Origin of the sequence: Arthrobacter sp. UYP6 (genome assembly GCF_040547315.1) — a bacterium.
Lineage (GTDB): Bacteria > Actinomycetota > Actinomycetes > Actinomycetales > Micrococcaceae > Arthrobacter_B.
Genome location: NZ_JBEPPM010000024.1, coordinates 1 through 15,025, shown reverse-complemented (window position 1 = coordinate 15,025; position 15,025 = coordinate 1). Strand labels below are relative to the sequence as shown.

Genomic DNA, 15,025 nt, shown 5'->3' with positions numbered 1-15,025 from the left:
CGGCATCAGTGCCCGCCCAGACAGGAGCCAGCTATGACCCAGCCAGCAACCAGCCCCAACGGACGCATTATCACTTTGGAGGCAGGCCGCTATCGGGCTGGAATTGCCACTGTCGGAGCCGCCATCCAAAGCCTCACCTTTGATGGTGCGGATGTGGTGCTGCCGTTCGATCCGGACCGTGTGCCCCACGCCTTTGCCGGCAAAACGCTGGCACCCTGGCCCAACCGGATTGACGGAGGAAGGTATGCCTTCCGCGGCGAGACCTATGAGGTCCCGGTCAATGAGGCTTCCACCGGCACAGCCCTGCACGGACTGGTGGCGTGGGCCAACTGGCAGGTCGCTGCCTGCTCCGGTGACGCCGTCGTACTGGAACACACCCTGCACGGAGAACCGGGCTATCCGCACCAGCTGCTGCTGCGCGCTCAGTTCACGCTGGCCGCCGAGAGTGGACTGACGGTAAGGATTCACGCTACGAATACGGGAGGTACCGCTGCACCCTACGGCGTCTCCTCGCACCCCTACCTCACCGCCGGCCCCGGCGGGGTGGACAGCTGCGAGGTCTTTTTCACGGCCTCGCGCGCGCTCATGACCGATGACCGGATGCTGCCGCTGGCGCTAAAGGAAACAGCCGGCACGGACTTTGATTTTTCCCGGCCCCGGGTCCTGGGGTCCATGAGCCTGGACCATGCCTTTACGGGATTGCCCGACGGCGGATGGCAGGTCAGTCTGCGAAATCCTGCCACGGGTGCGGCCGCCGTCCTTTCCTCACCTGCCGGGCCGGAGGGATCCCCCTGGCTGCAGCTGTATTCCGGCGAAGAGCTTGGCCGGCGGGGAATGGCGGTAGAACCGATGACCTGCCCGCCGGACGCATTCAATACCGGCACTGACCTTTTGGTGCTGGAACCGGGCGACAACCACGACTATTCGTATTCAATCAGCGCCGGATAACCTCTTTATATCCCTGCCGTTTCCCTGCCGCTCCGCGCCGGCGCCCTACCGAAAGAAGAACATGCCACCGTCCCGCCGAAGGCCCTCAGGGTCTGCTCCCACCATGGAGGATGTTGCCCGGGTTGCCGGCGTCTCCCATCAGACGGTGTCCCGGGTGTTGAATGATCACCCCAACGTCAGCCCCGGGACAAAGGATCGGGTCTCCGCCGCCATCGGTGAGCTGGGGTATCGGCGCAATGCGGCCGCGCGGTCACTTGTCACCCGCTCCTCCAAGGTCATTGGTGTGATCATCACCGAGCTGGAGCAATACGGCCCGGCGAGCACCCTGCTGGGATTACAGGAGGCCGCCTTCCGGAACGGATATTTTGTCAGCGTGGCCGGCCTGCGCGAAATGACCCGCGCCGCCATGCTGGAATCCGTCAATCACCTGCTGAACCAGGCGCCGGACGGCATTGTGGTGGTGGCTCCCGTCCAGGCCGGCGTTGACCTCTTCCGCAAACTGGAAGTGACGATCCCGCTGGAGATCGTGACCAGCGGCCTGGCACCTGACGGCAGCCAGGAGCAGGCGGCCCGGACCGCCGTAGCACACCTCGCCGATCTGGGGCACCGCTCAATTGCCCACCTTGCCGGGCCGGATCAATGGATGGACGCCCGGCAGCGGGCAGCCGGGTGGCGTGAAGAACTGGCGGAGCGTGGGCTCCCTGCCACTCCGCCGATCGTAGGCGATTGGGGTGCCGGGTCCGGATACCGCATCGGGCTGGACTTTGATGACGATGCCCATACCGCAGTCTTTGTGGCCAATGACCAGATGGCGCTGGGGTTCATGCGTGCGCTGCACGAACGCGGCATCAAGGTGCCTCATGACGTCAGCGTGGTGGGGTTCGATGACCAGCCGGAAGCGGCATACTTCCTTCCGCCGCTGACCACCATCCGGCAGGACTTCCGCAGCATGGGCAGTTACTGCATTGACCTGCTGCTGCAACAGGTTGCAGGCTCCGGCGGCGCGGGGCCGGACGAAAGGGCCTCGGCTCAGCCGGTTCCGGGCTCATCGGGCATTCCGGTTCCGGAGCTCGTGGTCCGCAGCAGCACCGCTCCCCCGGCCGCCTAACCAACCCGCGAGACCAACCCGCGAGATGACAGACGGTGTCCTTCTGGGCGCTCAAACGTGCATCTACTGCCATCTCGCGGAATGGGGTAAAGGCGCTTGACAATGAGACGCATCCCACATCTAATTGTTAGCGCTAACACCATCAAAGACGATTTCCGCGGCCTGCATCCGCGGCAGGAGGCCCCATGACCAGCACCCATCCGCAGGAGCACTACGTGATTGGCGTGGACTACGGGACTCTGTCCGGACGTGCCGTGGTGGTGCGGGTCTCTGACGGGACGGAACTGGGATCGGCTGTCCACGAGTACCCGCATGCCGTCCTCACCGAGAAGCTGCCGGGCTCCGACACCCTGCTGCCGCCGGACTGGGCCCTGCAGGTTCCCCGGGATTACGTTGAAGTGCTGCAGAAAGCGGTGCCGGCCGCGATACTGGACGCAGGCGTCGATGCCGGCACCGTTATTGGCCTGGCCACCGATTTCACCGCCTGCACCATGGTTCCCGTCACGCAGGACGGAACGCCCCTGAATGAGCTCCCGGAGTTCTCGCAGCGGCCGCACTCCTTTGTGAAGCTCTGGCGGCACCACGCCGCGCAGGGCCAGGCTGACCGCATCAACACCCTGGCCGCCGCGCGCGGCGAGACGTGGCTGCCGCGCTACGGCGGTCTGATCTCCTCGGAATGGGAATTCGCCAAGGGCCTGCAGATCCTCGAAGAAGACCCCGAGGTCTATGCCGCCATGGACCATTGGGTGGAGGCAGCGGACTGGATCGTCTGGCAGCTGACCGGCACCTACGTCCGCAATGCCTGCACCGCCGGATACAAGGGCATTTACCAGGACGGTGCCTACCCGTCAGAGGACTACCTCACTGCCCTCAACCCCGGCTTTGCCGGATTCGTCCGGGACAAACTGGAGAGCACCATTGGCCAGCTCGGTTCCGCCGCCGGCACTTTGTCCGCCCGCGCCGCCGCCTGGACCGGGCTCCCCGAAGGCATCGCCGTCGCCGTGGGCAACGTGGATGCCCACGTCACCGCCCCCGCCGCCAATGCCGTGCAGCCCGGCCAGATGGTGGCCATCATGGGCACCTCCACCTGCCATGTCATGAATGCCGAGGAACTCTCCGACGTCCCCGGCATGTGCGGAGCGGTGCAGGGCGGGATAGTGGAAGGCCTCTGGGGCTATGAAGCGGGCCAGAGCGGAGTGGGTGACATCTTTGGCTGGTTCGTGAACAACTGCGTGCCGCCCCGTTACATCACCGCCGCGGCAGACGCCGGTCTAGGCGTCCACGAACACCTGACCGACCTTGCCTCCGCCCAGGCCATTGGTCAGCACGGATTGGTGGCCCTGGACTGGCACAGCGGAAACCGCTCCGTGCTGGTGGACCATGAGCTGTCCGGAGTTTTTGTGGGTCAAACCCTGGCCACCCGGCCCGAAGACATGTACCGCGCACTGCTGGAAGCGACCGCCTTCGGCACGCGCACCATCATCGATGCCTTCAACGCCAGCGGCGTTCCGGTGACCGAATTTGTGGTGGCCGGCGGCCTGCTGAAAAACCCGCTTCTGATGCAGATCTACGCGGACGTCATCAACCTGCCGCTCTCCGTCATTGACTCGCAGCAGGGACCGGCGCTGGGGGCCGCCATCCACGCCGCAGTTGCTGCCGGAGCCTACCCCGATGTCCGCGCGGCAGCGGCAGCCATGGGGCGGGTCAAACACGGCGTGTACCGGCCCATCCCGGCAAACGTCACCGCCTACGACGAGCTTTTTGCCGAATACAAAACCCTGCACGACTACTTTGGCCGCGGCGCCAACAACGTCATGCACCGGCTGAAGAAGATTCAGCGCACGGCCGTTGCCGGCCGTTCCGGAGCGGCGGCCGAAGACACAGAAGAAATGGAGCCCGCACTGTGACGGCCACCGCCGATGTCCTCGGCACCGTTGAACGGATCCGCCGGCAGGTCAGCGACCTGCACTCCGAACTGACCCGCAATGATCTGGTGGTCTGGACCGCCGGCAACATCTCCGCCCGTGTGCCGGACCAGGACCTGATGGTCATCAAGCCCTCCGGGGTTTCCTACGACAATCTCACTCCCGAGAGTATGGTCCTCACCGACCTGTTCGGCACGGCGGTGGACGGGGGCGGCTCGCCGTCGTCGGACACTGACGCGCACGCTTACGTCTACCGGCATATGCCCGATGTCCACGGCGTGGTCCACACGCACTCCACCTATGCCACCGCGTGGGCCGCCCGCGGCGAAGCGATTCCCTGCGTCCTGACCATGATGGCTGATGAGTTTGGCGGCGAGATTCCCGTGGGCCCGTTTGCCCTGATCGGTGACGACTCCATTGGCCGCGGGATTGTCCAGGTCCTGGACGGACACCGGTCCACCGCCATCCTGATGCAGAACCATGGCGTCTTCACCGTGGGCAAGGACGCCCGCTCCGCTGTGAAGTCTGCCGTGCTGTGTGAAGAGGTGGCCCGCACCGTCCATATCAGCCGCCAGCTCGGCGAGCTGCTGCCCATCCCGCAGGACAAGATCGACCGCCTGTTTGACCGCTACCAGAACGTGTACGGCCAGAAATAACTCAGCTTCACCCCCCCCACGAATGCCCGCTCGGCTCGAAAAGGACTTCACCATGACCATCAGCACCGCCCCCGCCCGCGAAATATGGTTTCTCACCGGCAGCCAGGGACTCTACGGCGAAGACACTCTGGCCCAGGTCCGCGACCAGGCCGGTGACATTGCCCGTCAGCTGGACGACGCCGATGCCGTCCCGTACCGGATTGTGTTCAAGCCCGTCCTGAAGGACTCCGACGCCATCCAGGAGACCATCCTGGCGGCCAACTCCTCGGACGCCTGCATTGGGCTCATCACCTGGATGCACACCTTTTCTCCGGCCAAGATGTGGATCCGTGGCCTGACCAAGCTGCAGCGGCCTCTGCTGCACCTGCACACCCAGCACAATGTTGAACTGCCGTGGGCGGACATTGACATGGACTTCATGAACCTGAACCAGGCCGCCCACGGGGACCGCGAGTTCGCCTACATGGCCTCCCGTCTGGGCATTAGCCGCAAGACCGTCGTCGGGCACGTCTCCAGCCCCCGGGTCCTGGCAAGAATCGATTCCTGGGCCCGGGCCGCGGCCGGCTGGTTTGAGATCCGCAACCTGAAACTCGCCCGCTTCGGCGACAACATGCGCAACGTCGCCGTCACCGAGGGTGACAAGACCGAGGCCGAGGTGAAGTTTGGCGTCTCCGTGAACACCTGGTCCGTGAACGAGCTCGCCGAGGCCATGGACGCGGTGACCGAAGAGGCCATCGACGCCCTGGTTGCCGAGTACGAAGAGCAGTACGACGTCGTACCCGAACTGCGGCGCGACGGCGGACGCCACAAGTCTCTGCGCTACGGCGCCCGGCAGGAACTGGGCCTGCGCTTTTTCCTGGAGACCGGCAATTTTGGCGCCTTCACCACCAACTTCGAGGACCTGGGCGCCCTGCAGCAGCTGCCCGGCCTGGCCGTGCAGCGGCTGATGGCCGACGGCTACGGCTTCGGCGCGGAGGGCGACTGGAAGACCGCGGTGCTGGTCCGCATCGCCAAGGTCATGGGCGAGGGCCTGCCCGGCGGAGCGTCGCTGATGGAGGACTACACCTACAACCTGGTGCCCGGCAGCGAAGTCATCCTCGGCGCCCACATGCTGGAAATCTGCCCGTCTTTGACCACTTCCAAGCCCGCACTGGAAATCCACCCGCTGGGTATCGGCGGCAAGGATGACCCGGTGCGTCTGGTCTTCACCGCGGACCCGGGCCCCGCCGTCGTGGTCTCGCTGGCGGACATGCGCGAGCGGTTCCGGCTCACCGCCAACGTGGTCCAGAACGTGGTGCCCGAGCAGGATCTGCCCAACCTTCCCGTGGCCCGCGCCGTCTGGAAACCCGCTCCGGACCTGGAGACCTCCGCCGAGTGCTGGCTCTCCGCCGGGGGCGCCCACCATACGGTCATGTCCACCGCGCTGGGGCGGGAGGTCTGGGAGGACTTCGCGCAGATCGCCGGCGTGGAACTGGCCATGATCGACGGCGCCACCACCACGGCGTCGTTCGTCAACGAGCTGAAACTGAACCAGGCGTATTATCGGCTGGCACAGGGCTTCTGACCTGCGCGCTGCCGGTGTCCACCCGAGGCGGCTCCAATCTATGAAGGGCGAGAACGTGTTTAAGGAATACAGTGCTTGAGGAATCCGGGGCCGGGCACTACAACTGGGCCGGGAACCTGCGTTACGCTGCCGCTGAGATAGCGCAGCCGGCCACAGTGGAGGAGCTGCAGGCGCTTGTTGCCGCCGCACCGTCGGTCCGGGCTGTGGGGACCAGGCATTCATTCAACGACATTGCAGACTCCCCCGCCCTTATGATCAACCTGGAAAAGCTGATCAGCACGCCGGAACTCGACGAGTCGGCACTGACGGTGACGGTGGATGCGGGGATGCGCTACGGAGACCTGGCCGGCTTTCTGGTGGAACGCGGCTACGCCCTCCACAACCTGGCCTCGCTGCCGCACATCTCCGTGGCCGGCGCCGTGGCCACCGCCACCCACGGATCCGGCAACCTCAACGGCAACCTTGCCACCGCGGTTGCAGCCCTGGAACTAGTGACGGCTGACGGCGGTCTGCTGCGGGTTGATCGGTCCTCCCCCGACTGCAACGGCATGGTGGTCTCCCTCGGCGCACTGGGTATCAACACCCGGATCACGCTGGATGTTGAACCGGCATACGAGGTCCGTCAGGACGTCTTTACGGGCGTGCCGTGGAGCTCTGTGGAGGAGAACTTCAACGAGATCACCTCCGCGGCCTACAGTGTGAGCATCTTCAGTTCTCTGGCCGGACCGGAGGCATCCCAGGTGTGGCTCAAGAGCCGCACGGACGCTGAACTTCCCTACGCCGGGAAGCCTGATTTCTTTGGCGGGACTGCGGCTGCTGAACCGATGCATCCGCTGCCGGGGATGAGCGCGGTGAACTGTTCGCAGCAGATGGGTGTTCCCGGTCCGTGGTCGGACCGCCTTTCGCACTTCCGGCTCGCCTTCACCCCGAGCAACGGAGATGAACTACAGAGCGAATACCTGATGGATCGGGGCTCCGCTGTTGAGGCAATCGGGATCCTGCGCGGGATGTCGGCGGAGATCGCTCCCCTGCTGCAGGTCTGTGAAATCCGGACCATGGCGGGCGATGACCTGTGGCTAAGCACCAACTACGGAGCGGACTCCGTGGGCTTCCACTTCACTTGGAAGCCTCGGCAGGACGACGTCGAAGCGCTGCTTCCGCGCATGGAGGCCGCTCTGGCGCACCTGCTTCCGCGGCCGCACTGGGGAAAGTTGTTTACGCTGGACCAGGAGCAGCTGCAGGAGCTCTATCCGCGTTTTGGAGATTTTCGGGACCTTGCACTCCGCCTGGATCCGGACGGAAAGTTTGTGAACTCCTTCCTGTCACGGAAGGTTCTGGGTCAGGCCTGAGCCTGCCGGCAACAAGTATCCTCTGGGCGGCCGGGCAGCCTGCACCCCGGCCGCCACGTTCAGTCCATGGGTCGTGGGTCAGCGGCGGACCTGGCCCTTGCCGCGGCCGGACATGCTTTCGGCCACGCCAATCAGCAGAACCGAGGCAACCACGGCAACAATAAAGCCGAAGATGTTGAGCTCGAAGATGTCGCCGGTATTGAAAAGATTCGCAATCACGCCCCCGATCACGGACCCGGCCAGGCCGAGAAGCAGGGTGGCGAGCAGGCTGAGGTTCTGTTTGCCGGGCTTGATGAGGCGGGCAAGGGCGCCGATGACAAGTCCTGCGACAATGAAACCAATCATGGTGAACTCCTTTGGAGAGGACCGGTTTAGTGGCAAACCGGTGAGGTGCTAAGTGTCCTTACCATTCTAGGCGAACCTCCGTGTCTGGCCTGCATTCCGGGGCGCGTTCCGCGGCGGGAGCGCCGATCCTGCGCCGAGTGCAGTGCCTGAACCCTGAGCGGGTGATGGACTTGTATGACCATGCCGAGCTCCGGGACACCGCCAGGAAGACGGCCCAGGGCCTTCGTGATGCGATGAGGCAGATAGCCACGCAGGCGTAGCGGTCTACAGCTCGGGCGCCGGGGCGGTGGACTCCGCCAGTACCAGCTCATCGACTTGAAGCCGGCCGACGTAGAGCTCCTTGATGTCAGCGCGGCCAACACTTCCGATCGCCAGTGCGCCCACGACTGCCGCACCCGGAGCGCCGGGTGTTCCGGCTCGGCACAAGGCCACTATGGCACAAGAGCATCACTGCACTCGCCGGAACACAAAGTGCTCCGCAGCCGGAAGGAGGCTGCGGAGCACTTTGCGGTGACAGGCCGGACGGCGGAGGCGGCCTTAGGTGCCTGAGGTTGGGGCAGGTGCCGGACCGGGCTCTGCGGGCGGCTGGACAGGCGCGGGCTCCTGGGTCGGGGCGGGCGCTGCCGGCGCCGACGGCTCCGGAGCAGCCGGGGGCGCAGGCTCCTGGGTCGGTACCGGCTCCGCCCCTTGGTCTGAGGGTGCCGACGGGGCCGGGGCAGGGTCTTCCTGCGGCTCCTCTTCGGGTTCCTTTTCTTCCTCCACCTGCGGCTCAGGTTCCGGGGCGGGAGCCGGGACACGGTTGGGGTCCGTCAGCTCTCCGGCGGCATACAGCGGCGCCACGGCACGCATGTACTCGGTCCACTGCGCCCCGGCAATGGTGGATCCGTCCACATAGCTGCGCGATACGCCGTTGATCGGCACGTCGTTCAGGGAGGAATAGGATGTCCAGTTACCCACCCAGGAAGCGGTGGAGATGCCCTGGGTGTATCCCACGGTCCAGGTCTGTTCAGACACGTCGGTGGTACCGGTTTTTGCGGCCGCAGGAACGCCGAGCGGTTCCAAGGCACCGGGGCCGCTGTTGATCAGGTTCTGCAGCGGCTCGGAGACCTCTTTGGCAATCTCCTCGGAGATGGCGCGCCCGCACTTTTGCTCGGGGACTTTATATGCGTTACCGCGGGAGTCCGCGACCTGGGTGAGCGCAATCGGTTCGCAGTATTCTCCGCCGCTGGCGAAGGTTGCGTAAGCCGCCGCCATGGTCAGCGGGGAAACTTCCTGGCCGCCCAGGACAAAGGAGGGATTGTTGACTTCCAGCGCTTCGCCGTCGACGGCGCGGTGAACGCCCATGCGGGTGGCAACATCCTGGATGTCGCACAGGTCCAGCTGGGATGCCTGTGCCACTGTGGCCGTATTGGCGGACCAGGTCAGCCCATCGCCCACGGTCATGCTGCGTTCGTAGCCTGCCTGCGCGTTCTTGAATTTCCACTCGTCGAAGTACGCGTCCTCGGGCAGGCAGCTGGCTGTCCAGTCATAACCCGCCGGATATGTGGTCCGGGAGGCATCAATGACGTCGTCAATGCTTCCACCGGCCTCGAGCCACGCCGCAGTGGTGAACGGCTTCATGGTGGAGCCGGGTTGGAAACCGTAGGAGGTGCCGCCCATGTTTGAATCGACGTTGAAGTTCAGCTGGGTGTTCCCCGTGCCTTCTTCGGGCGTGTAGTTGGTGTTCTGGGCCATGGCAAGGATCTTCCCGGTCCCGGGTTCCACGGAGACCATGGCGGAACCGGCGCCGGAGGCGTCTCCCACCGGCACCTGCGCCTCGATCTGTTCCTGCGCCTGCTTCTGGAGCCTGGAGTCCAGGGTGGTGGTGATGGTCAGGCCGCCGCGTGCGAGCAGTTTGGCGCGCTCTGTTTCGTCCGCGCCGAACTCATCCGAGGACAGGATGACCTGTTCCACGTAGCTGCAGAAGTAACCTGCCATCTCAGCACCCACGCAGCCGGAGTGGGCTGCGGGCTGCGGGTTCAGCTGCAGATCGGAGGCAACGGCGTCGTCGTACTCCTGCTGAGTGATCTTGTCGTAGCGCAGCATCGCGGCCAGGACCGCGTCTCGGCGGTCACGTGTACCCTCGGGGTTGGTCACCGGGTTGAAGTTGTTCGGGGACTGCACCATACCGGCCAGCATGGCCGACTGGGCAACGTTCAGGTTGGCAGCGGGAATGCCGAAGAAGTTTTGGGCGGCCGCTTCCACGCCATAAGTGCGGCCACTGAACAGCACGATGTTCAGGTAACCCTCCAGGATTTGATCCTTGGAGTATTCCTTCTCCACGGCCAGGGACAGCTTGGCTTCGCGGATCTTGTCCGTGATGTTCTTGGTTCCGCTGATCGTGAGGTCGTCGCCGCTCTTACCTTCAGCCACGCCCTGGTCAATGAGCACGTTGTTCACATACTGCATGGTCAGCGTGGAGGCACCCTGGGTGCTGTCCTTGGCCAGGTTCGAGGCCAGGGCGCGGGCCACGCCTTTGGCGTCCACTCCCCCGTGTTCGTAGAAACGATTGTCCTCGATGGCGATAATCGCGTCCTGCATGGACGGCGATATCTTATCCAGCGTGACCGGAATCCGGTTCTCGGCGTAGAACGTGGCCAGAAGTGCACCGTCCGCCGAGTAGATCTTGGATCCTTCGTCCAGCGGGCCGGTTTCCAGCTCATCGGGAAGGTTCTCCAGGGAATCAAAGACGATGTTTGCACCGGTGGCACCAACGGCGGCCGCGGGCACGAAGATCCCGGCAACCAGGGCTCCGCAGAAAGCACTGACCAGCAGGAACAACACCAGCCGGCCGGAGGTGCCGAGTCTGCCCAGCATGGAGGAGTTGTTTTGTCGCATTCGCCCAAGATACAACGGGTTCCTGTGGAGCGCTCTTGACGGCCGTAGTGACGAGGAGTAGGGCCTCTGCCCTCACGTCGCAGACCACCGGGCATTTCTGCCTACCCGGCCGCCACCTTCCCGTGATGACCGTGAGAACAAGATCACACTCCGGCCGCGGATCCCTGCATGCGTCATGATCACCGTGTGTGTACACCGTAAACCGCAGGGTATACGCTGTACACATGACAATGAACGCAGATGTGCACCGCCGCAGCCCCCTGTCGGCTGCGGCCATAGCCGCCTGCGGTGTGGCACTGGCGGATTCAAAGGGTCTGGAAGCGGTCTCGATGCGGCACATCGCTGACGCCCTAGGGGTCTCCGCCATGGCCCTGTACCGCCACGTGGAGAACCGCGAAAATCTCCTCCTCGCCATGGCAGCCGAAACCGGACGGGAATTCGTCCTTCTCCCTCCGGCCCCCGCGACGTGGCAGGAGATGCTTCGGCACCTGGCGTCCTCGCTCTGGGACGGGTTCGTGAAGCACCCTTGGCTGCTGCAGATCGTCCTGGGTCCTAGGCGGCTTCTGGATATGGCGTCCACCAGCGACCTGGAGGTTCTGCTTCAGGCGCTTCGCGCAGCCGGCCTGACCGACGATGAGTGCTTTGATTGCGTCCTGGCGATCCCGGCCCTGGTGATCGGTACCTCCAGTCTTGCGTTTGCCGCCAACCCCGGACCAGGCGTTCACAGCCCCACCCGGGCCAACGCCGTCGTACCCCTTAATGCCGACGACGCCGCCCGGCCGGAGTCGCTTACCGCCGCCTTTCGGGGCCGCGGCATCACCTATGACTCTTCCCGAAAGTCCCTGGATTTTGCCGTTGACGGCTTACTGCGCGGCATTGAGGCCCGCAGTCTAAAAAACGTCCGGATGCACCAAGAAAAGCAGTCCGGCTAGAGAAGGAATACCAGTGAAACTGAGCAACAAGACAGCAATTGTTACCGGCGGCGCCGGCGGCATTGGGCAGGGTATCGTCCGGCATTTCCTCTCCGAGGGCGCCAAGGTTGCCGTTGTGGACATCGACCAGGAGCAGGGCGACAAGCTGGTGGCGGACCTGGCAGGCCTCGGTGAGGTCATCTTCATCCGCAAGGACATTTCGCTGCCCGAGAGTGCAGCCGAGATTGTGGCCGAAACCGTGGCACGCTTCGGCGGTCTGGACATCCTGGTCAACAACGCCCATGCCTCCAAGCAGGCGCCGATTCTGGAAACCACTCCGGAAATCTGGAACCTGTCCTTTGGCACCGGAACCCAGGCCACTCTGTACCTGATGCAGGCAGCCCATCCGGAGCTGAAGAAGACCCACGGCAGCATCATCAACTTTGGATCCGGCGCCGGGATCAAGGGCCTGCCCAACCAGGTTGCCTACTCCGCGGCCAAGGAGGCCATCCGCGCCCTTACCCGTACCGCTGCGAACGAATGGGCGGCGGACGGCATCCGCGCCAATGTCGTCAGCCCCGTGGCGCTGACTCCGGGCATCGTGCAGTGGAGCAAGGCCTACCCTGAGGCGTATCAGGAAGTGGTGGACGGCGTTCCGCTGGGACGCCTGGGCGATCCGGAAACTGACATTGCTCCGATCGTGGCGTTCCTGGCCAGCGATGAGTCCCGCTACCTGACCGGCCAGACCCTGATGGCCGACGGCGGCAGCATCAAGCTCTACTAGCAGCCGCTCGCTTCCGGTCCGGCTGCCGCGCCGAGAAGCGCCCGCCGGACCGGAAGCAGGTGCGCCGGGGCTTCCGGGACCGGTGTTTCCGGAACCGGGAAGCCCCGGGTGTGCCGGGCATACCGTGTCCGGAAAGCCTGCCCCACCTGGTGTTACGCTTCGGACGTGAGCCGCCGGATATGGACTGTCTGTATCTTTGCCGCCTGCCGTCGCCCAGTCCGTAACGTGAGGAGTTCCATGTCCCTGGCACCGTGGTTCGGAGTGGGCCTTGTCTGAGCTCCTGCTGGATGCCCGGGGCATCGTGAAGACCTTTCCTGCCCCTACCCGGGGCGGGAAGTCCGTCAGAGTATTGGGCGGTGTTTCCGTAGCGGTGGAGCCTGGGCGAGATGGTCAGTATTGTGGGCCCCAGCGGGTCGGGAAAATCTACGCTGCTGTATTGCCTTGCAGGTTTGGAGCCGCACGACGGCGGCCGGGTGAATCTTTTGGGCAAGGAACTCGCCGGTCTCAGTCGACGAAATCTGGCTGCGCTTCGGCGTGCTGACGTGGGGTTCATATTCCAGACGTTCAACTTGATTCCGTCCTTGAGCGCTCGGGAGAACATTGCCCTTCCGGCCCGGCTGGCCAAGAAACGCCTTGACCCGTCCGCGGTAAGCCAGGCCCTTGCCCAAGTTGGCCTGACTGAGCGCGCAAAGAACCGCCCGGCCCAGCTCTCGGGCGGTCAACAACAGCGGGTGGCGATCGCCCGCGTGTTGGCCATGCAGCCAAGAATAGTCTTCGCTGACGAACCCACCGGCTCACTGGATACCGCCACCGGCGCGATGGTTTTGGCGTTGCTTCGGGACTCGGCCCAGGGAGAACGCGGGGTGGTCCTGGTGACCCATGATCTGGAAGCCGCAGCCTTGGCCGATCGTGTCCTAGTGCTGCGGGACGGCACCATCCATGCGCAGTTGCACTCTCCATCTCCGCCGCAGGTCCTAGCGGCCGTGGCAGAGGCCGGAGTTATGGCTTGACCAGATTGGTTCTTGGCGACCTTTGGATCCACGCCCGCGTCTGGTGGGGCATCCTCATGGTTTCCGTTGCCACCGGTGGCATAGGCGCAATCGGTGCCGGGCTGATCGAGACCGGCAACCATTACGGCGGCGACGTCCAGTACGACCTCGCCGGCGCCAGCACCATCCTCATTGTGCTCTCCGCAGCGACCGCCCTGATCGTCCTTAGTTCCACGGCAGACCTCACCGTCGCCCTGCAGCAGCGCAGCTACGCGCTGTGGCAACTGGCCGGTCTCAGCCCTCTGACTGTGGCCGCAGTGGTTCTCTGCCAGCTGGCCGTTGTCGGCTCATTGGGGGCGGCGATCGGGTGGGGGTTCGTGAAGGTGTTCGCCGCACCGATCTTCGACTGGTTGTGGCAGCCGCTGGAGTTTGCTGAACCAACCAGCGTTCACCTAGGCGCTGCGGGGTTTGCCGTTCTCGTCGTCGTGCAGTCGCTGGTGGTGATGCTGGGTGGACTGCGCGGGGCCCGCACGGCAAGCCGTGTCTCGCCCATCGAGGCGCTGCGGGCAGCTGAGGCCACGCCGCTTTCCTTTGGCTGGTTCAGGATTCTGCTGTTCATAGCTTTGCTCACTGCCACCGGGGCGCTGTCATTGAGCCTCATGCGGGCCGACTTCGAAACGATAGCCGGCAACGCGATTCTCCTGGTTCCCATGATCGCTGCGCTGTTCGCCGTCGCAGGCCCGGTAGTTTTTCGACCCGTGCTGAAGGCCTGGACATCAATCATCCCTTCCCGGTGGTCGGCCAGCTGGTACCTGGCGCGCAATTCCGCCGCCTATCGCCTGGGGCAAAGCAGTGCGTCCATTGCCCCGCTGATGATCGCCGTCGCCCTGCCCGGCGGACTTTTTACGACGGCGGCGAGTCTCAGTGCCGCTGTGGGAGAGAAAAGGGAATTGTCCGCGGGGGTAGTCATCCTCATGCTGGGCGGGCCGCTTCTGCTGGCCGGAATCGGTGCCGTGGCCACGGTTTTTATGTCCGGGTACGCCCGTGAGCGCGAGTTCGCGCTGATTCGGGCGGCGGGCTCCACTACCTCACTGATTGTGTTGACCGCAGTCTGGGAGGCACTCATCTATACAGTGACTGCAGCAATATTGGCCACCACAGCAATTGTGGTTGGCGCGGGGGTTCTCGCTCTGGCCCTGGACGTGGGTCTTCCGGTGCTCTCGCTATCCAGCGTCGCCACCGTAAGCGCGGCTGGTTTCGTCCTGCTGCTTGCGGCCACTCTGATCCCTACACTCCTCTCGCTGCGGGTTGATATCCCGGGTCAACTCGCCCTTGAGTGAATCTGCCTTGGGCAGGGAAGGGAGGGGCCGGGGAGGCCGGGTTCCGGGAGCACGACGACGCCGTTGGCCTGGGTGGCGCGGCGGCCGGCCGTGTCCTCGAGGTAGGTCCCGGATTCTGCGTACGAACGAGAAGGCAGGTAGTTTCGCCAGAAAGACGGGTATTTGGCGGGTCTGAAACGGGCCGGTTTCGGAGCTTTTGGGGCTCTTTTTGAGGCATCCGGAGCCAGGA

At 64.5% G+C, this 15,025-nt stretch carries 12 protein-coding genes; 10 read left to right on the top strand and 2 right to left on the bottom strand.

Features of this window, described 5'->3' with window-relative positions; genetic code table 11:
• Positions 1-33: 33 nt before the first annotated feature.
• From ABIB35_RS16940 to ABIB35_RS16915, 6 genes are all read left to right on the top strand, one after another.
• Entirely contained in the window at positions 34-948 is a 915-nt protein-coding gene (locus ABIB35_RS16940; RefSeq protein WP_354182902.1) for an aldose-1-epimerase, read from the top strand.
• 103 nt (positions 949-1,051) lie between these two features.
• The gene (locus ABIB35_RS16935) at positions 1,052-2,056 is read left to right on the top strand and encodes a LacI family DNA-binding transcriptional regulator (RefSeq protein ID WP_354182901.1); all 1,005 of its coding nucleotides are present in this window, start codon (positions 1,052-1,054) and stop codon (positions 2,054-2,056) included.
• Between the two features lie 185 nt (positions 2,057-2,241).
• Entirely contained in the window at positions 2,242-3,963 is a 1,722-nt protein-coding gene (gene araB / locus ABIB35_RS16930; protein WP_354182900.1) for a ribulokinase, read from the top strand.
• Positions 3,960-4,637 (top strand): L-ribulose-5-phosphate 4-epimerase, encoded by a 678-nt coding sequence (locus ABIB35_RS16925; RefSeq protein WP_354182899.1) that lies wholly within the window; start codon positions 3,960-3,962, stop codon positions 4,635-4,637. Before araB ends, ABIB35_RS16925 begins: the two co-directional genes overlap by 4 nt.
• Before the next feature lie 52 nt (positions 4,638-4,689).
• Positions 4,690-6,201 (top strand): L-arabinose isomerase, encoded by a 1,512-nt coding sequence (gene araA, locus ABIB35_RS16920; RefSeq protein WP_354182898.1) that lies wholly within the window; start codon positions 4,690-4,692, stop codon positions 6,199-6,201.
• A gap of 71 nt (positions 6,202-6,272) precedes the next feature.
• Positions 6,273-7,550 (top strand): FAD-binding protein, encoded by a 1,278-nt coding sequence (locus ABIB35_RS16915; protein ID WP_354182897.1) that lies wholly within the window; start codon positions 6,273-6,275, stop codon positions 7,548-7,550.
• Positions 7,551-7,628: 78 nt separating this feature from the next.
• On the opposite strand, the gene ABIB35_RS16910 is transcribed toward ABIB35_RS16915, so the two are convergent.
• Positions 7,629-7,895, bottom strand: a complete 267-nt coding sequence (locus ABIB35_RS16910) for a GlsB/YeaQ/YmgE family stress response membrane protein (RefSeq protein ID WP_354182896.1) — start codon at positions 7,893-7,895, stop codon at positions 7,629-7,631.
• 537 nt (positions 7,896-8,432) lie between these two features.
• The gene (locus tag ABIB35_RS16905) at positions 8,433-10,772 is read right to left on the bottom strand and encodes a transglycosylase domain-containing protein (RefSeq protein WP_354182895.1); all 2,340 of its coding nucleotides are present in this window, start codon (positions 10,770-10,772) and stop codon (positions 8,433-8,435) included.
• A 224-nt stretch (positions 10,773-10,996) separates the two neighbouring features.
• On the opposite strand from ABIB35_RS16905, the gene ABIB35_RS16900 reads away from it, so the two are divergent.
• The 4 genes from ABIB35_RS16900 (at position 10,997) to ABIB35_RS16885 (ending at position 14,796) form a co-directional block, all read left to right on the top strand.
• On the top strand, positions 10,997-11,704 hold the full coding sequence (locus ABIB35_RS16900) for a TetR family transcriptional regulator (RefSeq protein ID WP_354182894.1): 708 nt from the start codon (positions 10,997-10,999) through the stop codon (positions 11,702-11,704).
• A 13-nt stretch (positions 11,705-11,717) separates the two neighbouring features.
• Positions 11,718-12,467: an SDR family NAD(P)-dependent oxidoreductase gene (locus ABIB35_RS16895; RefSeq protein WP_354182893.1), complete on the top strand. Its 750-nt coding sequence runs from the start codon at positions 11,718-11,720 to the stop codon at positions 12,465-12,467.
• Positions 12,468-12,853: 386 nt separating this feature from the next.
• A complete protein-coding gene (locus tag ABIB35_RS16890; RefSeq protein WP_354182892.1) occupies positions 12,854-13,477 on the top strand; it encodes an ABC transporter ATP-binding protein in 624 nt (207 codons plus the stop codon).
• On the top strand, positions 13,474-14,796 hold the full coding sequence (locus ABIB35_RS16885) for an ABC transporter permease family protein (RefSeq protein WP_354182891.1): 1,323 nt from the start codon (positions 13,474-13,476) through the stop codon (positions 14,794-14,796). The genes ABIB35_RS16890 and ABIB35_RS16885 overlap by 4 nt, the downstream gene beginning before the upstream one ends.
• Positions 14,797-15,025 lie beyond the last annotated feature (229 nt).

What these genes read in the sequence shown, in the direction of transcription:
- araA (WP_354182898.1), top strand. Translation starts at nt 4,690, where the DNA reads ATGACCATCAGCACCGCCCCCGCCCGCGAAATATGGTTTCTCACCGGC.
- ABIB35_RS16905 (WP_354182895.1), bottom strand. Translation starts at nt 10,772, where the DNA reads ATGCGACAAAACAACTCCTCCATGCTGGGCAGACTCGGCACCTCCGGC.
- araB (WP_354182900.1), top strand. Translation starts at nt 2,242, where the DNA reads ATGACCAGCACCCATCCGCAGGAGCACTACGTGATTGGCGTGGACTAC.
- ABIB35_RS16935 (WP_354182901.1), top strand. Translation starts at nt 1,052, where the DNA reads ATGGAGGATGTTGCCCGGGTTGCCGGCGTCTCCCATCAGACGGTGTCC.
- ABIB35_RS16940 (WP_354182902.1), top strand. Translation starts at nt 34, where the DNA reads ATGACCCAGCCAGCAACCAGCCCCAACGGACGCATTATCACTTTGGAG.
- ABIB35_RS16900 (WP_354182894.1), top strand. Translation starts at nt 10,997, where the DNA reads ATGACAATGAACGCAGATGTGCACCGCCGCAGCCCCCTGTCGGCTGCG.
- ABIB35_RS16910 (WP_354182896.1), bottom strand. Translation starts at nt 7,895, where the DNA reads ATGATTGGTTTCATTGTCGCAGGACTTGTCATCGGCGCCCTTGCCCGC.
- ABIB35_RS16890 (WP_354182892.1), top strand. Translation starts at nt 12,854, where the DNA reads ATGGTCAGTATTGTGGGCCCCAGCGGGTCGGGAAAATCTACGCTGCTG.